Below are 21,311 nucleotides of genomic sequence, written 5' to 3'. Positions count from 1 at the left end.
TAGGTCGGGTGAGGCTCCTTTTCCGGGTGATTAATTTCGCCTATAGCCTGTATCGGTAATTGTTATTGGTGCCGATTGGGAGGGATGAAGAAAATAGTCTGACATTTTTTTGTGGGACAGTTGTATGTTGATCCGACTTGTATATGCCAGCCACGCATCTTTCTCTGTTGGTAACGACCGGATTGATCCCCGTCTGGGGCGGATTCTGACGCAATCGCGCAGTAATAACGCGCGGCGCGAGATCGGAGGCGTTCTGTACCTTGGCGATGGCTTTTTTCTGCAGTGTCTGGAAGGGGAGGCTGATGCTGTTGATGCTTTGTATCAGCGTATCTGTGAAGACAGTCGTCATCATAATCAGGTTATTCTCAGCCGTAGCACTATTGAAAAGCGCTTATTCCGCAACTGGTCGATGAAATATATTCCGGCTGAAAAAAGTGTACGCACTTTCCTGCGCTCCCGTGGCTACGACTACTTCAATCCGTTTGAATTAAGTCAGGATGACCTCGATTTGTTGGTGCAGTTTTTCCATCAACTTCAGGTTCGCAGCGGTAGTGACAGCGAGGATAAACAGACTCAACCGGGTTCAGCGCAACCTGCCTGGCGCCGCTGGTTACAACAGTTGTTTGGTTCTGCGGAGCGTACGGCATCCCGCTGAATAATCAGTGAAGATGCAGGTGGTAGAGTAATAACGCCTGCAGTTTTTCAGCATCAATCGGTTTGGCAATATGGGCCTGCATTCCGGCGTCCAGACAGTCAGTCACATCGTTTTCCATGGCATTGGCGGTCATCGCGATGATAGGAATATGGGAATACTGTGGCTGCTGACGGATGGTGCGGCTGGTTTGCAGTCCATCCATAACCGGCATCTGAATATCCATCAGAATCAGATCAGGGTTCAGTTCCTGCTGCAGAAGGTCCAGTGCTTCCTGGCCATGGTTGGCAATGGTTACCCGGGCACCAAAGCTTTCAAGCAGCTCCTGCGCCAGTAACTGATTCATCAGAGCATCTTCTGCCAGCAGGATATGCTTACCTTGCAGAGGCAAATTCCGGGAAGATTCAGCCGGAACATCTGCCGGGCCGGCTGGTTCGGAGTTATTGCTTTCTGTACATGGAAAAATTCCGCTACTGAGCAGCGCCCCTTCGGGTTGTGCCGGCGGTAATTGCAACCACAGATGAAATTCGCTGCCAACACCTTCCTGACTGCTGATGGTGATATCCCCACCCATCTGTACAGCGAGTTCTTTGCTGATGCTCAGTCCTAAGCCGGTACCGCCAAAACGGCGGCTGGTTGATGCGTCAGCCTGGCGGAAAGCCTCAAATAAAAACTTTATCTGATTGGCGCTGATGCCTATGCCGGTATCACTGACCCTGGCATGCAGGTACTGCTTCCTGTCATCGTAATTCAGGCGTAAACAGATATTGCCTGCGGATGTAAATTTGAATGCGTTACTGAGTAAGTTTATTAATATCTGTTCAACCCGCAGGGCGTCTCCCATAAAAAAGGCCGGAATGTCTGTTTCCAGAATGATACTGAATTCCAGGTTTTTATCTCTGGTTGGCAATAAAAACAGTGCACCGATTTTTTTCAGGATATTTTCCAGTGAAAATCTGGCGTTATCCAGCTCCATTCTTCCGGATTCTATCTTGGCATAATCCAGGGATTGATTAATCAGAGCCAATAATGTTTGAGAAGACAACTGTACCTTTGTCAGATAGTCTTTCTGTTTATCGTTTAACAGGGTTTTCAGACATAACTGAGTAAAGCCAATGATGGCATTTAACGGTGTGCGGAACTCATGGCTCATGTTGGCCAGAAATTGTGACTTTGCTTTATTAGCGGCGTTGGCCTTTTGCATGGCGATGGTCAGATCTTCGGTTTTTATCCGTACCTGATCCCTGATGTATTCCAGCGATCCCGTAACGACCAGAATAAACATTTGCATAATAGCAGCCAGCAAAAAACCGCCGGTTAAAATAACCCAGCTGGCCCAGTCTTTGTCATCGATAACGTAGTCTTTGTTGGCATATATCTGTATGTGGTAAGTACGTCCGGAAAAATAATTGAGGTAACTCTTCTCCTGATAACCTGACAATGGTTCAGTATTGGCGGTAAAAAGTTCCTGTGGTCTTTCTTTGTCAGTGACGTCGATTATCTGAATCGATAAGCCAAGTCGCAGGGCTTCCTGCCAGATGTTTTCCAGCAACCCATGAATCTTCAGTACTCCGCTGGCAAAACCAATAAATTCAGAATAATTCTCTTTTTTGCTATCGCGCAGCGCTGCTGTTGTATCGAATATCGGCATGTAAATAATGGTGGCTTTTTTCTCTCCTGATTCCTGCGCCAGAACAATAGGGGCTGTAGCAACAGGATGGCGCAGCTTGCGGGCGTTCATCAAAGCTTCCCGCCGCTCCGGATTCGCAGCGAGATTAAGGCCAAATGCCCGGCGGTTTTGCTCCAGCGGATAGAGGTAATACACAGGGTAATACTCGTCACGGTCTGCAGCTTTTGCTAATGATCCATCGGCTTTGAACTCAGTCAGTTCAAAATCAGGGTACCCTTGCTGACGCATGTCGTTAACCAGCTCCTGGCGCTCTGTCTGTGCCACAACGGGTGTCCAGCCGACACCATAGAACACCGGGTCATCATCCAGAATGACTTTAGAAAAAGCGTTGAATTCAGTGAAAGAGACATGTTCAGATGCATTGAACAGGGCTGCATAAGCAACGAGCTTATGCTCCGCGGTGGTCAGGAGAGCATCAAGCTCGCGGGCGATGTTGTCTGATTTTCCGGAAATAACTTGCTGATTTTCATAGTGCCGGTGCCCAATCGAAATATAAAAAATTCCCCATACCAGAAGAAAAATCACTGTAGTTGGCACCGTACTTTGCAACAGGCGACTGCGTGTCAGCTGCTTACGGTAATAAAAAATATTGAGCAGCAGCGGGGTAAACAGCAATACACCGATGGCGTCGCCAATCCACCAGGTTAACCAGGTGAAAAAATACTGGTCGGCAGTAATGATGCCATTAAAGAACAGCGTTGTTACACCAATAGTGCTGGCAATCAGGCAGCCACCGAGTGCGATGATCAGGGTAAATAACAGAATGGTGCGGGGCGATTCCAGCAGTCGGGCTTTACCAATAAAACGATTCTGTAACAGATAACCGCCAGCCGCCTGTGACATTGCACCACTGGCAATGCATAACGGTGCAATAAGGGCTGTGGCTGTCAGGTTGTGGTAATCACCGCTGATGATTGCCAGATTAATCAGAAATGAACCGCAGCCAATTCCCAGTAATGCAGGCCAAAGGCGCAGGGCTGTTACTGCTGCCAGAGCAATGCCGGCCGCCGGCCAGACGGCAGAGGCAAAGCCTGGCGGAATTGCCAGTGCCAGACCAAAGCGGGCGGCAATGGCATAGCTCAGAGCTGCGATCAAAAAATGAATAATGGAATGGCGCATGGGTCCCTCTCCCGCCTGAGTGTCCGAAGTATAGACGTGGATTGGCGTCAGGGCGGATCAGAGGCTGGGCAGGTCAGGGCCGGAACTGATTACAGAGAGTAGCGCTGGTGGCAGTAAGCTACGCCAGAGACGATGGGGTAATCCTGGCAGTAGCGCAGATTGCAATGAAACTCTTCGAGGCGCGCCTCTGCGGGCAACAGCACTTCGGGCTCGCCAACATAGCCTGCGCTGCAGAGTTCGGTCGCGCGGCGGCGCCAGTGTTGTTTAAACGTCGTGATGGTGTCGTCGTAATTCAGAATAAACTGATAACCGCCGATCTGGCGCACTTCAATCACATAGACGCCAGGAGCAATTTCTTTATCCAGATAACCATTCTGCTGTTCCACACCATCGTTCAGAACCGGCTTATAAGCGACAGGACTGCAGGCAGCCAGCAGTGTGGTCAGGCTTAAGGCGATGACTGAGCGCAGGGCTGTGACTGGATGTAAAACGGAGTGGTTCGGCTCGTTCATGCTGGCTGGTCTGTGATTGGCTGATCTGTGGTTGGTGGTCAGGGTGCTTTAGTTGGTGCTATCCGGCCTGTTGGCCGCAAGGGGAGGAATTCTGCACAGCCTTGCCGCTCACGTCCAGCGGCCCGCGACAAAAGTTCTGCCATAAACGTGCAAAGCTGTGTTGCAGTCGACAGAATAACAGTGGCAGTGGCCCTGCTGGCCGGGAGGGATCACCGCCAGCACCTGATGTGCGCTGGCGATATGTTGAGGGGAGGCCGTCAGTTGCTGGTTATTAGTCGCTGGCAGCGGCTATTCGCTGGTTATAGGAGCGAAGACTGCGCGCGTGAGCTTTGCCAGATCTTCCGGAGCCAGTTCAATTTCCAGACCACGACGACCGGCGCTGACGTTGAGCCTTGATAAGGCTTCTGCGCTGCTGTCGATCACCGTTGGCAGGGCTTTCTTCTGACCGATAGGGCTGATGCCGCCGACAATATAGCCGGTGGTGCGTTCAGCCAGTTTAGGGTCGGCCATTTCGGCTTTTTTGGCGCCCAGTGCTTTGGCAATGGCTTTCAGGCTGAGCATATGGGTTACCGGCAGCACCGCGACGGCCAGCGTACTTTTATGGCCGGTTAAGCTGACCAGCAGGGTTTTGAATACCAGTGAAGGATCAAGCCCCAGCGCTTCGGCGGCTTCTTCGCCGTAGGATTCGGCCGCCGGGTCGTGCTGATATTCATGCACATTAAAAGTAATACCGGCTTTTTTGGCGCAATTAATCGCGGGTGTCATCAGCAGGCCTCCGGGCTGATCAGCTGAAAACGAGGCTGGAGTACGCCGTTGTGCTCTATGCTTTCAACAAACATCGCATACGGCCGCACCCAGCTGGAAAAATCGCCATACAGCGTTTTGTACAGCACCAGCCACTCTTCATTTTCACTGTGGCGCACCAGTCCCAGCACCTGATAATCGTTACCTTTGTAATGGCGGTAAATTCCCGGAGTAATCTGCGGGGCTGCGGCTTGTGCGCTCATTGGTTTTCCTTTTAAAACGTATTACTTCAGTTCAAAACGTACGCCGGCACTGGCGTTAATGCTTTGCTTCTGGATCAGCATCGGAGCAGGCGCTGAATCCGATTTAGCCATACTCATAGCGCGCATTTCAAACATTGGCTGGCCACCGCCACCCTGTTCTTCGATGTGCAGGACTTTACCCAGTTTATTATCCAGAGCTTTGGCCATGCTGCTGGCTTTATTGCGGGCGTTGGTCAGTGCCAGCGTCATCGCCTGCTGTTCCAGAGCGGCGCGGTCGTTAAAGCGCAGTTCGGTGTTATGGAGCTTTACCAGCGAATTCTGCAGCAACTCATGTACCAGTACACCGTATTGCTCCATATCACGCAGCGTCAGACTGACATTACGGCTGACCTGTTCACCTTTATATTCACGCTTATTCCGGCCAATGCTGTAGTCGTACTCAAATACCGGCTGGTTGCTGATGTGTGCGGCGTCGATATCCTCTTTTTTAATACCGAGCTTTTTGCTGATGGCGAGTACATTGTTCATCGCCGTATCTACTTTGGCCTTGGCCGCTTTGGCAGTCGGCTGGGTATCACTGACGGTCAGATTAAGCTGCAGATAATCGGGGTAAGCTGCCACTTCGCCCTGACCGGTAACATCGATATAGCGGTCGTCACCGGCAAGTGCAGGCTGAGCGCTGAATAAAGCACAGACAGAAAACAGTAAAGCGGCAGAAGCGGTGTTCAGTTTCATGGTTATTTCCTGAAGGACGGTTTATTAGGCGTATTCGATACAGCATATTGCCAGCGGTTCGGCAGATGGCGGGTCTTTGCCTGATCTTTACGCCGCAGTGTTACAGGATAAGGTACAGGGGAAACATTATGACTTGTTTTCCTGGCCGGCATTAAAGGCTGCTAATTGTTCGGCTGTCGCTTCCTGCTGGTACTTTTCTTTCCACTCGCTGTAAGGCATGCCATAAATTTTTTCCCGGGCGGCGTCATAATCCATTCCTACGCCCTGCTCCTCCGCGGCACTGACAGTCCATTTGGCGAGACAGTTACGGCAAAAACCGGCGAGGTTCATTAAGTCGATATTCTGTACATCCTTACGCTCGTCCAGATGCTTAAGCAGGCGGCGCAGCACGGCAGCTTCAATGGCGGTTTGCTGGTCGGGTGTCATAAATGTCTCCATAACGATGGCAAAGCACTCAGTGTAAACGATGTCGCAGGCTTGTTGCGTTGTTTATTACGTAATATAGTGAACCACCTTTTTTAACCGTCAGGAGAATATTTGATGATTGTCGTAACTTCTGACCGGGCCTGTATTGCAGCTTAATCCGCATAATCTGATGCTTTGCATCAACGCTGTTTTCTGCTTTCCCCGCCCGGTTTACTGAACTTTTAAACCGGGGCAAAAATGCCCCCCTGTATTTTTTACATGCTTCTCTGCAAGGCTTTTTGCTGCCTGTTATCCGGCGCAGACCTGCAGAGCATGATGACGCCTGGCGTCAGGGGTTCATATGACATCTCAACCTTCTCTTGCCGGTCTTGGCTGGCAGGTATTTTTTCAACAACAACTCAGCCTCGAAGAATGGCAGCATGGCCATCCGGTGCGGGTGCTAGAGCAACATAAAACATTGCTGGAAGTCAGTGGCGGGCAGGGCATTGTTCGTCTGCCTTATACACCCGCGGCGTTCAGTCAGCATGGCGCTGTGTGTGTCGGTGACTGGTTGCTGCTGGATAACAGTGAGCAACCACAGATTATCCGTCGGCTTGAACGGCTCAGTTGCTTTCAGCGCCGTGCAGCAGGCATTAAAGCCGGAATGCAGTTAATTGCCGCCAATGTGGATACAGCATTTATCGTTTGCTCATTAAATGATGATTTTAATCTGAACCGTATTGAACGTTACCTCAGCATTGTTCACGAAAGTGGTGCGGAAGCCGTGGTGGTGCTCAGCAAGGCAGACCTGTGTGAGCAGGCAGAAGACTATCGTCAGCAGGTACAAAAGCTTGACCCTCTGCTGGCGGTGGTCAGTGTCAGTGCGTTTGCGCAGGACAGTATTCAGCAATTAATGCCCTGGTGTGGTTGTGGTAAAACCGTTGCCTTACTGGGTTCATCCGGTGCCGGTAAATCGACCCTCAGTAATCAGTTATTGGGGCAGGAGATACAGGCTACTGCGGCTATCCGCGAGGACGACAGTAAGGGCCGTCATACCACGACCCGGCGTTCATTACTGAGTATGGCGGGTGGCGCGATGATTCTGGATACACCGGGCATGCGTGAGTTGCAGCTGGCTGATTGCGCCGATGGTCTGGCGCAGACCTTCGCCGATATCGAAGAACTGGCCGGACAATGCCGTTTTGCCGACTGTGGACACAGTAATGAACCCGGTTGTGCGGTACGTCAGGCGCTGCACAATGGCATGCTGGATGAACGGCGTTTACGCCATTATGAAAAACTGCAGCGTGAGCAGCAGCTGAACAGCGCAACCCTGGCACAACGCCGTGCCGGTGAGCGGGAAATTGGTAAGCTGCATAAGCGCATTCTTAATGAGCGTAAACGGCAAAAACGTCCGGATCAGTAATGGTTCGTTCATAATAAAAGCCCGGATTTTTCCGGGCTTTTATTATGTAGCAACACTCTGAAATTACAGTTCGGTCGCATTGTTATACATTGCGATTATGGTCCGGCTGGCGACTGAGTGGTCAAGATGGCGACTTTTTATTGCCAGATACTCGGGATCAGCAAAAAAAGCTTCCATGGTTTTCTGGTCGGGAAATTCAATGGTAAAAACCCGGTTGATATTATCGGCTGTTTTCGTTTTCAGTACTTCAGCGATACGGAAGTCGTAGCCAAAAGATCCGCCGTAGGTCGTCAGGATTGGCAGCATGGCATCGCGGTATTGCTGATAGCCCACGTCGTCAGTAACGTGAAGTCCCATTACGCGTTCATAACCCATAAAAATTCCCTTTCGTGCTTATCAGGATCAGAAATGTTGAAAACCGGCGTGCTCCGGCAGCGTTAATATATGATCATTTTCCTGCACCAGTACATCCTCTCCGTTATGGGTAATGACTTTACCTATACGGGCAATACCGGAAAACTCATCACGTAACGCTTCTGCTTCCTTGCGCCGCTCCGCCGGTATGGTGAATAACAACTGATAATCATCGCCACCGGTAATGCACTGCAGCCAGCGGCTGTCAGTGCGTTCGGCAATGGTCGGAATCGCCGTGGCGTCTAATTCCAGGGTGACGCCGGAAGCGCGGGCAATATGCCCGGCGTCCTGTAATAAACCGTCGGAAATATCCATGCAGCTGCTGGCCAGATCACGCAATTGAATGCCCAGCGGCGTCTGCACCTGCGGAAAATAATAATGCCGTGCCAGGCCACTGAATTGCGCCGGATTTTCCAGCACTTGTGGCAGGGCCAGTGCACCACGGCCGATGGTATCGGACACCCAGATATCATCGCCCGCCTGTGCTCCTGAACGTGTCAGGGCCATTCCGGCCGGTACCCAGCCCTGAACCTGAATGGTAATAACAAGACAGGAGCCGGAGGTGGTGTCGCCACCGAGTAAATCGAGATCCAGTACGTGGGCAGCATCGCGTAAACCGCTGGCAAAATCAGCCAGCCATTCATGCTCTGCATTAGGTAAGGTGAGCGCCAGATGAAATCCCTGCGGCTCAGCGCCCATGGCAGCCAGATCGGAGGCGGCACAACGCAGCGCGCGCTGGGCAATTAAATGGGCAGGAGCAGTCGCAGGAAAATGCACATCGGCCACCTGGGTGTCGATGCTTTGCAGCAGGTCACAACCGGCGGGCGGCATAACGATGGAGGCATCGTCACCCACGCCCAGACGGGTGTATTGATTACGCGGAAAACCGGAGGCAAAAAATTCGCGGATAAGTGCGAATTCACCGGAGCCAGTTGCTTTGCTCATGGCAGCCTCCGTTTAGCGATCAGTCGCGGGCAGCGCGTGGTCCGCGGATTTCAACGCTGCGTTCACGCTGGGCCAGTTTATCCAGAACGCCGTTGATAAACTTATGACCGTCGGTAGCACCGAAGGTTTTGGCCAGCTCAATCGCTTCGTTAATCACGACTTTATACGGCACGTCAATGCGGCGCAGCATTTCGAAAGCACCAAGGCGCACAATCGCCAGTTCGACAGGTGTCATTTCGTCCATGCGGCGGTCGAGCAGCGGTGCTACTTTTTCGTCGAGCAGGGTTTTCTCGCGGGGCACTCCGTGCAGAATGTCGTGGAAATATTCCAGATCCACCTTGCTCATGTCGTTATCGGTGCGGAATTCAGCCTCAATCTGAGACAGATCCGCGCCTGCCAGTTGCCACTGGTACAGAGCCTGAACAGCGTAATGGCGAGCCTTGCGACGGGCTGCCGGGCTGGCTTTCTGATTGCCGGAAGTGCGGGACATGAAAATCAGGCCTCCATGGCTTTCAGCAGGGCAACCATTTCGAAGGCAGACATGGCTGCTTCTTCGCCCTTGTTACCGGCTTTGGTACCGGAACGTTCAATCGCCTGTTCGATGGTATCGACGGTCAGCACACCGAAGGAAACCGGAATACCGAATTCCAGAGAGACAGAGCTCAGACCTTTCACACATTCGCCGGCCACGTATTCGAAATGCGGTGTACCGCCACGGATAACCGCACCCAGTGCGATAATGGCGTCGAATTTATCGGTCGCTGCGGCTTTCTGCACAACCAGTGGAATCTCAAAAGCACCCGGCGCGCGGATGATGGTGATGTTTTCTTCGTCCACGCCGTGACGCAGCAGCGAATCCACCGCACCTTCCAGCAGGCTTTCAACAACAAAGGCATTCCAGCGGCCAACTACGATGGCGTATTTGCCGTCGTTCGGGGTCAGGTTCCCCTCAATGGTATTAATGTGTTTCATGGTTTTTATCCATTCATTCGTTAAAAGGGATGTACTCGACAATTTCCAGATCGAAGCCGGAAATGCCGCTGTATTTCATTTCGGAGCTGAGCAGGCGCATTTTCTGCACGCCCAGTTCACGCAGAATCTGCGAGCCGGTACCAATGGTTAAAAAGGCGCCGGAGCTGTCTTTATTCGGGCTGCGCAGCGGACGCGCACGGCCGAAGAAATCATCCAGACTGTCGCTCACGCATTCGCTCTGACCGGCGGACAACAGCACCAGTGCACCTTTGCCTTCTTCGGCAATACGGCTCAGTGCCTGGGTCGATGACCAGCTGTCGGATTCCGGTTTGCGCAGACCCAGTACGTCGCGCAGCATATTGTTGGTCTGCACGCGGATCAGGGTGGGTTCGTCAGCACGGATATCGCCCATGGTCAGTGCCAGATGCGTTTCGTTCTGAATCGTGTCGCGGAAGGTGTGCAGGGTGAATTCACCGAATTCGGTGTGCACGCTGTCACGGCTGATCACTTCCACGGTTTTTTCGTTGGCGATGCGGTAGTGAATCAGATCGGCGATGGTGCCGATTTTCAGGTTATGTTTGGCGGCAAACACTTCCAGATCCGGACGGCGGGCCATGGTGCCGTCGGCATTCATCACTTCGACGATGGCCGCGGCCGGAATCAGGCCCGCCAGACGCGCCAGATCGCAACCGGCTTCGGTATGACCGGCACGGCTTAATACACCGCCGGGACGGGCGCGCAGCGGGAATATATGGCCAGGCTGTACGATATCTTCCGGCTTGGTGTAGGAGTCAACGGCGACACGGATAGTATGCGCACGGTCAGCCGCGGAAATACCGGTGGTCACACCTTCGGCCGCTTCAATAGAGACGGTAAAAGGCGTGGAAAATTTTGCACCGTTACCGGTTACCATGGCTGGCAGGCCGAGGTAATCACAACGCTCACCGGTTAAGGTCAGGCAGATTAAACCGCGTGCTTCGCTGGCCATAAAGTTGATGATTTCCGGCGTTACTTTTTCGGCGGCAACAATAATGTCGCCTTCGTTTTCGCGGTCTTCATCATCCATCAGGATGACCATTTTGCCCTGGCGGATATCGGCGATAATGTCTTCGATTTTATTCAGTGCCATGTGTTCAGCCTGTTATTTCCAGAATCCGTTTTGCGCCAGAAACGCCTGGCTGATGCCAGTGTCCGGTGCCTGTTCGGCGCTGTTGTCCGGGCGCAGTAACTGCTCCAGATAACGCGCAATAATATCGACTTCCAGGTGTACCTCACTGCCGGGTTGCAGACCGATTAACGTGGTCTGCTGGGCGGTGTGCGGCACGATATTCAGCTCAAAGCCGTCGGCGCTTAATGCATTGGCGGTGAGGCTGACGCCATCAACCGTGACCGAGCCTTTGGCGGCGATGTATTTACGCAGTGCCGCTGGTGCTTCAATGGTAAAGCGGATCGAGCGTGCATCGGCGCTGCGTTTTTTCACGATGCCGACGCCGTCAACATGGCCGGTAACCAGATGGCCACCCATGCGCGTGGTCGGCAGCATGGCTTTTTCCAGATTGACTTTGGTGCCTGCGCTCCAGCGCCCGATGTGGGTGTGCGCCAGTGATTCGCGCGACACATCGGCAATAAAGCCATTACCGGGCAGACCAACCACGGTCAGACAGACGCCGTTGGTAGCAATGCTGTCGCCGAGTTTTACACCGGCCAGATCGAGTGTGCCGCTGTTGATCTGCAGCGTCAGGTCGCCCTGTTGGTTTTTAACCGCGGCTACGGTGCCGATGGCTTCAATAATTCCGGTAAACATGGACTTTCCGTCACTCTCTTAATGCGCTGCCGGCTCGCGGCAGGGCTCTGTTATGCGTCTGGTGTCAGCACCAGTTTTAAATCGCCGCCGACCATGCGTACATCCTGCCAGCGCCAGCGCAGCTGCTGCTCCATACGCTCAAGCCCTAAGGATAGCAGTGGTCGCGCCTCACTCCCGAGGATAGTCGGTGCGCAGTAGAGCACCAGCTCGTTGATCAGTCCGGCGGCGGCAAAGGCCCCGGCCAGCTGGGCGCCGCTTTCCAGCAATACTTCGTTGCAGCCACGCTCGCCCAGTTCCGCCAGCAGCGCTGGCAGATCGACTTTATTCGCCATGGTCAGCGGTGCCTGCCAGATGCTGAGTGTGCCCAGCGACTCATCGCGGCGCACCTTACAGCTCGCAGCATTGCTGACAGCCAGCAGGATATCGCCGGGCAGGGAGAATATCTGTTCGTTGCCACTCAGCCGTTGCTGTCCGTCAATGATCACCCGTAATGGCTGGCGCCACAGACGTTGTTCCTGTTCGATGCCGGTCTCAGCCGGGCGTACGGTCATCGACGGGTTATCGGTTAATACGGAACCTGCGCCGGTAATTACTGCGCAGCTTTGCGCGCGCAGGCGCTGGACATCGGCACGGGCTGCAGCACCTGTGATCCACTGGCTTTCACCACTGGCCATGGCGGTACGGCCATCCAGGCTTTGCGCTAATTTGGCGCGAACCCAGGGCATACCGCTGCGCATACGCTGCATAAAACCTTTGTTCAGGTCGATGGCCTGAGCTTCAAGGCAGGGAGTAATGACCTCGATACCGGCATCGCGCAGCAGGTTGTAGCCGCGTCCGGCAACCAGCGGGTTAGGGTCAGAACAGGCGCCGACTACCCGTGCCACACCGGCCTTAATCAGGCCTTCTGCGCAGGGCGGGGTGCGGCCATGGTGGCTGCAGGGTTCGAGGGTGACGTAGGCGGTGGCACCGCGGGCGTTATCGCCGGCCATGCGCAGGGCATGCACTTCGGCATGGGGCTCGCCGGCTTTCTGATGCCAGCCTTCACCGACGATTTCGCCGTTATTCACAATCACGCAGCCGACGCGCGGATTCGGGCTGGTGGAGTAACGCCCGAGTTCGGCCAGCTGCAGAGCACGGGCCATATAAAATTCGTGGTTCATGCTTCTTCTTCCTTACTGTCAGCGAGAGGGCTTAACGGTGAGGAGATGCGCTCGATTTCGGCACGGAATTCATCCAGATCCTGGAAGCTGCGGTATACCGAGGCAAAGCGTACATAGGCCACCTGATCGAGCTGACGCAGTTCGGCCATCACGCATTCACCCAGAATACGGCTGGGGACTTCGCGTTCGCCGGTGGCGCGCAGTTTTTGTTTGATACGGACGATGGCGGCTTCAACGTCTTCGACACTGACCGGGCGCTTTTCCAGCGCGCGGTGGATACCGGAACGGAGTTTGTCTTCGTTGAAGGGTTCGCGTGTACCGTCTTGTTTGATGATGCGTGGCATCACCAGTTCGGCACTTTCGAAGGTGGTAAAGCGTTCGCCACAGCTGATGCATTCCCGTCGGCGTCGGATTTGCTCACCATCGGCAACCAGGCGTGAATCAATAACTTTGGTTTCCGGGTGAGTACAGAACGGGCAATACATAACTGGTAAAGAGCGACTCAGGTGAGCTTAAAGAGGGCGGATTCTAAAGGATTTGCGCTGGCGGCGCCAGAGGCCGGGCGCTTTCCGGATACACAGTCAGCCGCCGGGTTAACGGCGGCTGTCTGTATGCAACGCTTAAGGCAGGGCTTAAGCGCGCTGCGGGTTTTTGATCTGATCGGCGAGCATGCCGTCTTTACCCAGCAGTTTCTCGCGCCAGTCGTCCAGCAGCTGCACGGTATCGTGGTCATTCGGATGGAAGCCTGGCTTAAAGAAGTCCAGATACTGCGGCAGCAGTTTCGGGAACAGGCCTTTCGGGCTCCACAGATACCAGAAACCCTTCAGGTTGTTCCAGACATCAAACAGCTTGCGGTCGGCCCAGAGCATACGGATATGGCCGATGCCCACCACGGTAAAGAAGAAGAAGGTAACAATCAGCATGGTCAGTACGCGGGTGAAGTAGCCACCACCAACCAGGTTGTACACATCGTAGGCCACGATTTTGTGTTCGTTTTCTTCCAGCGCGTGCCACATCCACAGCTTCAGGGCTTCCGGGTCCTGAATGTTGGCCTGATGCGATGGGTCACGCAGCAGCTGTTCAGCCAGAATCGCGGTGTAGTGCTCCAGCGCCACGGTAATGGCCAGCTGGATTTTCTTCGGCAGGGTTTTACGCGCAAAGCGCAGCAGAATACCGAGATCGCGGTCGAGATTGTTGGCCGGGAAACCGTGTTTTTCGGCCAGATCGTTAAAGGCTTTGTGTTCTTTACTGTGCATTGCTTCCTGACCGATAAAGCCGGATACCTGGGCTTTCAGCAGCGGGTCGGTGATGTCTTTGCGGTAGTTGCGCACAGAGTCAACGAAGAAGGTTTCACCTTCCGGAAACAGGGTCGACAGGGTAGACCAGAACGTGGTCAGAAACGGGCTGTCTTTGTACCAGTAGCGTTTGGTGTCATCTGCGAATTCGAAGTCCATACGACGTGGCGGGATGTTAGCCTTGGCTCCGGCAGTCTGACGGACAGTGCCAGCATCGGCAGTGCTTGCATGAGTCATAACTGATTCCTTTGATACTTTTATTGTTGTTCGGATGTTCGGGCCTGTCGGCAGGCCCTGATCAATGTCAGCGTATTAAACGCTTGCGGGTCGGAGGGTTGAAGGTAGCAATCGGTCAATATTTAACAGGGGGGGCTGGTGCGGGTCAGACAGGATATTTGGCTGTTCTGGCAGAAAATCACCCTGAGTTGTCCGGGCTGTGGATGAAAGGCGCAGAACGGCTCTTTTCAGCGTTATTTACACCATCTTCTGGTACAGCTGTCTGGATTGTTCCCGGGTTCAAATCAGCCAATGACGGTTTTGACCGAGATACGGCACAAACGCCCCGCATCCTGTTTTATCAGTTAGCGGCGGAGGTCAGGTCGGGGTGGCTCTGAAACAGACGTTCCAGATGGACGTCCAGAGCGTCGGTATGGGTCTGGTAGTCTTCGATATGGCCCCAGCTCATAAAAATACTGGAGTTAAAGCCCTGACTGATGTCGTTGAAATAGACACAGGTTTTGCCAAACACCGCCACCACCCAGAAACCACAGCCTTCATCGCCCCAGGGATGCTGTTGCCAGAGTTCCGGTAATGGCAGCCGGATCAGTTGCCAGATCTGGTGCAGGGCGGGGTCCATCTGTTGCTCGGCATGACGAAGCATGGCGGCCAGGTGCCGTTCGGTTACCGGAGTCCAGTGCTTGCTCATGATATGGCATCTCTCTGTGGATAACGGATACAGCAAGGTGCTGCCTGCTTATGTAGCACCCTATGACAAAGCTGTGACAGACAGATGACAGTGTTATGTGCTTAATCGGTATCCAGCGGAGGTAACTGCAGCAGGGCATCATTGATTTGCCGGGCCAGCGCCGGTTGCTCCTGCAACAGGGTATAGGCGATATACAGACCGAAAGGCTGTACCAATTCGGGCTGCTCCGTAAACAGCGTGACCGGCAGCCCCTGGCGGCGGATTTCTTCCAGCATCACCCGTCGCGCAACAAAGGCGGCACTGACGCGCCCGTCAGTAAGCAGGCTGATCAGGTCAGCGGCCTGATGCACGGTATGCAGCGGACCGCATCCCTGCTGTTCCAGCCAATACTGGGTGTTGGTATTAATGATGGTCGCTGTCGGGCTTTGGCACAGTCCGGGCTTTTTGCCGGCAAAGTAAAACCAGCTCCAGCGGTTGAGCATCAATGGTCCGAAAAAGTGTGCGTGTTCGCTGCGCTTATTGTTTGGCGAAGCGAGAAAAAAACCGTCGACATCACCAGCCTCCAGCTCCGCCAGCGCACGACCGTAATTGGGAACGGGCACAATGCGAAACTCCACTCCGGCGCGGGTCAGCAGCTGTTGCAGGCGGGCAAGCGCTATGCCGTCAGCCTGGCCCTCAGCATTGATGTAGGTATAGGGAGGGAAGTGCGGCATCGCCAGGGTTAACGGACGGGCCTGCGCCGGATGACCACAGAGCAACAGCAGCAACAGGCAGGGGATCAGAGCCGGTAGTGGCATGGCATAGATGTCTCGTAATCTGAATTCGTACTTTAAGCTTAGGTCAGGCTGTTGCCCGTGCCGTTTCTGTTGTCGGTAAAGAGCGGTTTTGTTTTATAAAAGTCACATATGGCACCCCGTACTCAGGGCAGAAGAGGCATAACGGCAGAATAAAAAAACCGCCGGGTGCAGGCACCGGGCGGTTTGTTTACAGCGGAAGTATCAGTCGGGGCTTATTTGTAAACCGGGAACTGTTCGCACAGGGCAACAACCTTGGCTTTTACTTCGGCTTCAACGGCGTCGGAGTTGCCGTTTTCCAGACCGTTCAGTACATCACAGATCCAGCCAGCCAGTTCCGTTGCCTGAGCTTCTTTGAAGCCGCGGCTGGTGATGGCCGGAGAACCGATACGCAGACCAGAGGTTACGAACGGAGAGCGTGGGTCGTTAGGTACTGAGTTTTTGTTCACAGTGATGTTGGCGCGACCCAGAGCGGCGTCAGCGTCTTTACCTGTGTACTCTTTACCGATCAGGTCAACCAGGAACAGGTGGTCATCGGTGCCACCGGATACCACGTTGATACCGCGTTCGATAAAGGTTTTGGCCATGGCCTGAGCGTTCTTAACTACCTGCGCCTGATAGGCTTTGTACTCGTCAGACATCGCTTCTTTGAAGCACACAGCTTTGGCAGCGATAACGTGCATCAGCGGGCCGCCCTGGGATTCAGGGAATACCGCGAAGTTCAGCTTCTTGTTCAGCTCTTCGTCTTCGTTGGCCAGAATCAGACCACCACGCGGACCGCGCAGGGTTTTGTGAGTGGTGGTGGTTACCACGTCAGCAATACCAACCGGAGACGGGTAAACGCCAGCGGCGATCAGACCGGCAACGTGGGCCATATCAACGAACAGGTAAGCGCCCACTTCATCGGCGATGGTGCGGAAACGCGCCCAGTCAACCACGCGGCTGTAAGCCGAGAAACCAGCGACGATCATTTTTGGCTTGTGTTCACGCGCCAGACGCTCAACTTCGGCGTAATCGATTTCGCCGGTTTCCGGGTTCAGACCGTACTGAACAGCGTTATAAACGCGGCCCGAGAAAGATACCGATGCACCGTGAGTCAGGTGACCACCGTGTGCCAGGCTCATACCCAGAATGGTATCGCCAGGCTGACACAGGGCGAAGTAAACCGCCGCGTTGGCCTGAGAACCGGAGTGTGGCTGTACGTTAGCGTAGCCTGCACCGAACAGTTCTTTGGCGCGGTCGATGGCCAGCTGTTCGATCACATCAACGTGCTCACAACCACCGTAGTAACGCTTGCCCGGATAACCTTCGGCGTACTTGTTGGTCAGCTGGGAGCCCTGAGCTTCCATTACCCGTGGGCTGGTGTAGTTTTCGGAGGCGATCAGCTCAATGTGATGCTCCTGACGGGCATCTTCGGCTTTCATCGCTGACCACAGTTCCGGGTCAAAATCCGCTATGTTCATATCACGGCTAAACATCAGAGCTTCCTCACACAGGGTGGTAGAAAAGGGGGGTTAAAATCAGAAGGGCGGCATTCTAGCGCAAACTGCGCCGTCTGGCACTTGAGAAGGTGTCATTATCGGCGTGAACTACGCTCATCTGAGCAAGGAAAAATGTGACCACATGGTCAGAAAAACGCCCTAACAACGCGGTTACAACAACTTATTACATCGTTTAACGGAAAAGCCCTGCGGCTGCTCCATACTCAAGGCTTCACTGATCATGGTACATCTCTGATGCGTGCTGGTTTCCCCCTGATTCTGCTTTGTTGGCTGCTGAGCGCCTGCTCCGGTCCCGGTAATGAATACGCCGGCGAACTGGTCAGCGACAGCAATCCACAGAACAATACCCCGGATAAAACTCCGACAGATGGTAATGGTGCTGCGGCATGTGCGGCGGAGCTGGAACGTTTCAATACTGAATTATGGGCGCCGGTACTGGCGCCATCCTGTATGCAGTGCCACCAGAGCGGTGGCATTGCGGCTGAGTCCGGACTGGTGCTGAAGCCCGCCTCCGTGAGCTCTTATCTGGCTGATAATCTCAGCGCAGTAAATACTTACATCGCCTCTGAGTCTGGTCTGGCCAATATAGAAGCCAAGCCGCTGGCGCAGGTCGTGCACGGTGGCGGGCGGGTGTTTGCTGCGGGGGCGGCCGCTCATCAGGCGCTGCAGGGCTGGCTTGCCGGCCCGGTTGCCAGCTGCAGTGACGGTGATGGCAGCGATGGCAGTGTCAGTCTGTCGGCGTTCTGGGACGAGGCCGTCTTGCTGGATAACAACGCCACGTTGCGTAAGGCGGCACTGCTGTTTGCCGGACGCCTGCCAACAGCCGCAGAGCAGGCTTCGATTGCTGATGGTACCGAAGTCAGCCTGCGCAATGCGATCCGCCATTTAATGAGCGGCGAGCACTTCAGTGATTTCCTGATGGAAAGCGCGAATGACCGCTTACTCACCAATAAATTCGCCAACAACCGCACGCCGGGGCTGGATCTGCTGTATGAAGGCGGACGCTTCACCTATATCGAATCCCGTCTGGCACCGCTGCAGCAGGCGATCAACGATGCCAGCACCGATGAACAGCGTCAGGCCGCTAATGAAGCCTTTGGTTTTGCCTGGGCCAATACCAACAGGGCTGTGGCTACCGCACCGCTGCAGCTGATTAACTATGTCGTCACCCACGACCGGCCCTACAGCGAAGTGCTGACCGCCACCTATATGATGGTGAACCCGTTTTCCAACGACGTGTATCACACCGGCATCAGCTTTGCGGATAACAATGATCCGGATGACTGGCGGCCGGCACAGATTATCGATGGCTATGGCGGCGGGCCATTGCCCCAGGCTGGTCTGCTCAGCTCACAGATGTTTCTGGCGCGTTATCCCTCAACCGATACCAACCGCAATCGCGCGCGGGCCCGTTGGGCGTATTACTTTTTCCTGAATGTGGATATCGAAGGGCTGGCGCTGCGCTCTATGGACCCGGCTGATCTGGCCGATACCAACAACCCGACGCTGAATAATCCATCCTGCGCGGTCTGCCACGAAATGATGGACCCGGTGGCCGGCGCTTTTCAGAATTATGGCGACAACGGCCATTACCGTGATGCCTGGGATGGTGATGACTCACTGCCGGACACCTACAAAGCCGGCAGTCTCTATCAGCAGGGTGATCTCTGGTACCGCGATATGCGCGCACCGGGCTTTGCCGGGCAGACACTGCCGACAGCCAGTAACGACAACAGCCTGCAGTGGCTGGCGCAGCAGATGGTGGCCGATGAGCGCTTTGCTTCAGGTACGGTCGCCTTCTGGTGGCCGGCGGTCTTTGGGCGTGAGTTGTTGCCACAACCAACCGAGCCGAGCGACGTTGATTACGCCGACAAGCTGGCCCGTTACAGCGAACAGCAGCGCATGGTCGGTGAGCTGGCGACTGCTTTCCGCAGCGGTGGCTATCAGCTGAAAGATCTGCTGGCCGATATGGCAATGAGCCCGGTGTTCCGCGCTTCGCATGCACCGGCAACGGCGTATTACGGTGATATGGGCGCCGGTCAGCTGCTCAGCGCCGAGCAGCTGAGCCGTAAGATTCAGGCGGTGAGTGGTGGCCTCTGGCATCACACCTGGGATGAAAACTATGACCTGCTGGCGCGGGATTATTATGGCCTGTATGGCGGTATCGACAGCGATACCGTGGTGCAGCGCGGGCAAAGCCTGAACACCCTGATGTATGCCGTGGCCGGTCGTATGTCGCAGGAAATGGTGTGTCAGCGGGTGGTGGCCGAATTTGAATTACCTAAAGCACAGCGCACGCTGTTTACCCTGGTGGAGATGACCGATACCCCGGCCAACGCTCCGGCACAGGTACAGGCGCAGGTTAACCGGCTGATTGAGGTGATCTGGGGCGATCCGCTGACCGATCTGGCGGTGGAGCAGAACAGTACCTACAACCTGTTTAACGAAGTCTGGAGTGAACGTGTGGCCAATGCGCCCAGCGACTGGCTTTACCACAACGACACCAGCGATGATCAGCAGGACGAGTTCTGTCTGCTCGACTGGGACAATGATGCGGCCCTGAAACAGGACCCGAACCACACCCTGCGCAGCTGGATGGCTGTGCTGACGTATCTGCTCAGTGATTTCAGGATGCTTTATGAATAATGGGATGAATCGCCGCCGTTTCCTGCAGTTGCTGGTTGCTTCCGGTCTGGCTACCGGTCTTCCGGTGTCACTGCGCGCGCGTGCGGCAGAGGGGAATTTCACGCCTTACAGCGGCCCGTTTTTTGTCAGTATTGAGGCTGGCGGCGGCTGGGATGTCACCAGTTTCTGCGATCCGAAAGCCAATCCGGCGATCAATCACTGGGCCAGTACTCAGGGCGTGCAAACCATCAGCGGCAGCTCTGTTACCTACGCGCCCTTTGCCCACAATCAGCGCTTCTTCAGCAACCTGCATCCGCATATGCTGGTGGTCAACGGCATTGATGCCCAGACCAACGCGCATCAGGCCGGCCAGCGTTACAACTGGAGTGGCCGGCTGGCGGAAGGCTATCCGTCGTTTGCGGCGCTGGCAGCGGCGGTGTATGGCGCCGGGCTGCCACTGGCATATCTCAGTAATGGCGGTTACAACCAGACGGCAGGCATTATTAATTACACCCTGATGCAGGACCCCGGTGCGCTTAATAAGCTGGTGTATCAGGATCAGTTTCTCGACGGCGGCAGCGGTTGGGATGCGGCAAAGTATTTTCATCGTCAGAGCACACGCGACATCATCAACCGCCACCGTGCGGAACGTCTGGCGCGGTTGCAGGCTGCACAGCCGCATATGGCGTCGCGAATGCAGGCGGCGCTGAATCAGTTTTCGTCAGCCAAAGATGGCCAGCAATTGCTGGAGTTGCTGGCGCAGTATGTGCCCCAGACTCTGGTCGATTACACCGATGCCGATGGTTACTGGAACCCCTTGTTACGCCAGGCGCAGATTGCACTGGCGGCGTATCAGTCGGGGTTATGTGTCAGCACCGATCTGGTGGCTTGGGGGTTTGATACTCACGCTAATCACGATGCTGATCATGCGGCGGCACTGATGCGTCTGCAGAACGGTGTGGAATACCTCTGGGCGGAAGCCGGACGACTGGGTATCGACGATAAGCTGGTGGTGATGATCAGCTCTGACTTTGCCCGTACACCGGGCTATAACGACGGTAATGGTAAAGACCACTGGCCAATCGGCAGCACGATTTTTATGAGTAAGAACGCCAGCTGGGCAAACCGCAGTGTCGGCTTAACCACTGCGGCGCATGAAGCTCAGACCGTTAATGCCCAAACACTGGCTCCGGACAGCAACGGCATTTTGCTGCAGCCCAAGCATATACAGCAGGCAATGCGCGAGCTGGCGGGAATTGCCGGGCATGAGCTGAGCCAGCGTTTTCCGCTGAATGCGGAGTCGGTCAATCTGTTTGGTCAGCTCTGACG

The 21,311-nt window shown here is 54.6% G+C and carries 22 protein-coding genes; 4 read left to right on the top strand and 18 right to left on the bottom strand.

Annotated features, from left to right (window positions below):
• Positions 1–124: 124 nt before the first annotated feature.
• Entirely contained in the window at positions 125–655 is a 531-nt protein-coding gene (locus LGT44_RS12490) for a BLUF domain-containing protein (RefSeq protein WP_230332593.1), read from the top strand.
• 4 nt (positions 656–659) lie between these two features.
• On the opposite strand, the gene LGT44_RS12485 is transcribed toward LGT44_RS12490, so the two are convergent.
• From LGT44_RS12485 to LGT44_RS12460, 6 genes are all read right to left on the bottom strand, one after another.
• Positions 660–3,461, bottom strand: a complete 2,802-nt coding sequence (locus tag LGT44_RS12485; RefSeq protein WP_230332594.1) for a CHASE domain-containing protein — start codon at positions 3,459–3,461, stop codon at positions 660–662.
• Between the two features lie 89 nt (positions 3,462–3,550).
• Positions 3,551–3,973 carry a hypothetical protein gene (locus tag LGT44_RS12480; protein ID WP_225692082.1) on the bottom strand — a complete coding sequence of 141 codons (423 nt, stop codon included), beginning with the start codon at positions 3,971–3,973 and terminating at the stop codon, positions 3,551–3,553.
• Between the two features lie 288 nt (positions 3,974–4,261).
• Positions 4,262–4,738, bottom strand: coding sequence for a Cys-tRNA(Pro) deacylase (gene ybaK, locus LGT44_RS12475; RefSeq protein ID WP_145469920.1), 477 nt, complete (start codon positions 4,736–4,738; stop codon positions 4,262–4,264).
• A complete protein-coding gene (locus LGT44_RS12470; protein WP_230332595.1) occupies positions 4,738–4,980 on the bottom strand; it encodes a DUF1653 domain-containing protein in 243 nt (80 codons plus the stop codon). The genes ybaK and LGT44_RS12470 overlap by 1 nt, the downstream gene beginning before the upstream one ends.
• A 21-nt stretch (positions 4,981–5,001) precedes the next feature.
• A complete protein-coding gene (locus LGT44_RS12465) occupies positions 5,002–5,715 on the bottom strand; it encodes an SIMPL domain-containing protein (RefSeq protein ID WP_230332596.1) in 714 nt (237 codons plus the stop codon).
• A gap of 126 nt (positions 5,716–5,841) precedes the next feature.
• The gene (locus LGT44_RS12460) at positions 5,842–6,141 is read right to left on the bottom strand and encodes a DUF1244 domain-containing protein (RefSeq protein WP_230332597.1); all 300 of its coding nucleotides are present in this window, start codon (positions 6,139–6,141) and stop codon (positions 5,842–5,844) included.
• A gap of 340 nt (positions 6,142–6,481) precedes the next feature.
• Here LGT44_RS12460 and rsgA point away from each other — a divergent pair, with 340 nt between their 5' ends.
• Positions 6,482–7,546 carry a ribosome small subunit-dependent GTPase A gene (rsgA, locus tag LGT44_RS12455; RefSeq protein WP_230332598.1) on the top strand — a complete coding sequence of 355 codons (1,065 nt, stop codon included), beginning with the start codon at positions 6,482–6,484 and terminating at the stop codon, positions 7,544–7,546.
• A 63-nt stretch (positions 7,547–7,609) separates the two neighbouring features.
• Here rsgA and LGT44_RS12450 read toward each other — a convergent pair whose 3' ends face one another.
• The 12 genes from LGT44_RS12450 to glyA all read right to left on the bottom strand — a co-directional run bounded on the left by LGT44_RS12450 (position 7,610) and on the right by glyA (position 17,333).
• A complete protein-coding gene (locus LGT44_RS12450; RefSeq protein WP_230332599.1) occupies positions 7,610–7,921 on the bottom strand; it encodes a DUF1330 domain-containing protein in 312 nt (103 codons plus the stop codon).
• 27 nt (positions 7,922–7,948) lie between these two features.
• Positions 7,949–8,905: a thiamine-phosphate kinase gene (gene thiL, locus LGT44_RS12445; protein WP_230332600.1), complete on the bottom strand. Its 957-nt coding sequence runs from the start codon at positions 8,903–8,905 to the stop codon at positions 7,949–7,951.
• A 19-nt stretch (positions 8,906–8,924) separates the two neighbouring features.
• Positions 8,925–9,395, bottom strand: coding sequence for a transcription antitermination factor NusB (gene nusB, locus LGT44_RS12440; RefSeq protein ID WP_145469913.1), 471 nt, complete (start codon positions 9,393–9,395; stop codon positions 8,925–8,927).
• A gap of 5 nt (positions 9,396–9,400) precedes the next feature.
• The gene (ribH, locus tag LGT44_RS12435) at positions 9,401–9,877 is read right to left on the bottom strand and encodes a 6,7-dimethyl-8-ribityllumazine synthase (RefSeq protein WP_225692089.1); all 477 of its coding nucleotides are present in this window, start codon (positions 9,875–9,877) and stop codon (positions 9,401–9,403) included.
• A 13-nt stretch (positions 9,878–9,890) separates the two neighbouring features.
• Positions 9,891–11,006, bottom strand: coding sequence for a bifunctional 3,4-dihydroxy-2-butanone-4-phosphate synthase/GTP cyclohydrolase II (gene ribBA, locus LGT44_RS12430; RefSeq protein ID WP_145469911.1), 1,116 nt, complete (start codon positions 11,004–11,006; stop codon positions 9,891–9,893).
• A 12-nt stretch (positions 11,007–11,018) separates the two neighbouring features.
• Positions 11,019–11,681: a riboflavin synthase gene (locus LGT44_RS12425; RefSeq protein ID WP_230332601.1), complete on the bottom strand. Its 663-nt coding sequence runs from the start codon at positions 11,679–11,681 to the stop codon at positions 11,019–11,021.
• A 50-nt stretch (positions 11,682–11,731) separates the two neighbouring features.
• Positions 11,732–12,841 (bottom strand): bifunctional diaminohydroxyphosphoribosylaminopyrimidine deaminase/5-amino-6-(5-phosphoribosylamino)uracil reductase RibD, encoded by a 1,110-nt coding sequence (ribD, locus tag LGT44_RS12420; protein ID WP_230332602.1) that lies wholly within the window; start codon positions 12,839–12,841, stop codon positions 11,732–11,734.
• Positions 12,838–13,326 carry a transcriptional regulator NrdR gene (gene nrdR / locus LGT44_RS12415; RefSeq protein WP_145469908.1) on the bottom strand — a complete coding sequence of 163 codons (489 nt, stop codon included), beginning with the start codon at positions 13,324–13,326 and terminating at the stop codon, positions 12,838–12,840. The genes ribD and nrdR overlap by 4 nt, the downstream gene beginning before the upstream one ends.
• 147 nt (positions 13,327–13,473) lie before the next feature.
• The gene (locus LGT44_RS12410; RefSeq protein ID WP_145469907.1) at positions 13,474–14,373 is read right to left on the bottom strand and encodes a metal-dependent hydrolase; all 900 of its coding nucleotides are present in this window, start codon (positions 14,371–14,373) and stop codon (positions 13,474–13,476) included.
• A 340-nt stretch (positions 14,374–14,713) separates the two neighbouring features.
• Entirely contained in the window at positions 14,714–15,061 is a 348-nt protein-coding gene (locus LGT44_RS12405; protein ID WP_145469905.1) for a hypothetical protein, read from the bottom strand.
• A 101-nt stretch (positions 15,062–15,162) separates the two neighbouring features.
• Positions 15,163–15,858, bottom strand: a complete 696-nt coding sequence (locus LGT44_RS12400; protein WP_145469904.1) for a substrate-binding periplasmic protein — start codon at positions 15,856–15,858, stop codon at positions 15,163–15,165.
• A gap of 212 nt (positions 15,859–16,070) precedes the next feature.
• A complete protein-coding gene (gene glyA / locus LGT44_RS12395; RefSeq protein WP_145469903.1) occupies positions 16,071–17,333 on the bottom strand; it encodes a serine hydroxymethyltransferase in 1,263 nt (420 codons plus the stop codon).
• A gap of 258 nt (positions 17,334–17,591) precedes the next feature.
• Here glyA and LGT44_RS12390 point away from each other — a divergent pair, with 258 nt between their 5' ends.
• Both LGT44_RS12390 and LGT44_RS12385 read left to right on the top strand, forming a co-directional pair.
• A complete protein-coding gene (locus LGT44_RS12390) occupies positions 17,592–20,003 on the top strand; it encodes a DUF1588 domain-containing protein (protein ID WP_230332603.1) in 2,412 nt (803 codons plus the stop codon).
• Complete coding sequence (locus tag LGT44_RS12385) at positions 19,996–21,309, top strand: DUF1501 domain-containing protein (protein WP_230332604.1); 1,314 nt, start codon at positions 19,996–19,998, stop codon at positions 21,307–21,309. Before LGT44_RS12390 ends, LGT44_RS12385 begins: the two co-directional genes overlap by 8 nt.
• Positions 21,310–21,311: the final 2 nt, after the last annotated feature.

Origin of the sequence: Thalassolituus alkanivorans (genome assembly GCF_020447205.1) — a bacterium.
Lineage (GTDB): Bacteria > Pseudomonadota > Gammaproteobacteria > Pseudomonadales > Oceanobacteraceae > Venatoribacter > Venatoribacter alkanivorans.
Note: the sequence above shows the minus strand (reverse complement) of the source record. Positions and strands in the feature narration are given on the sequence as shown.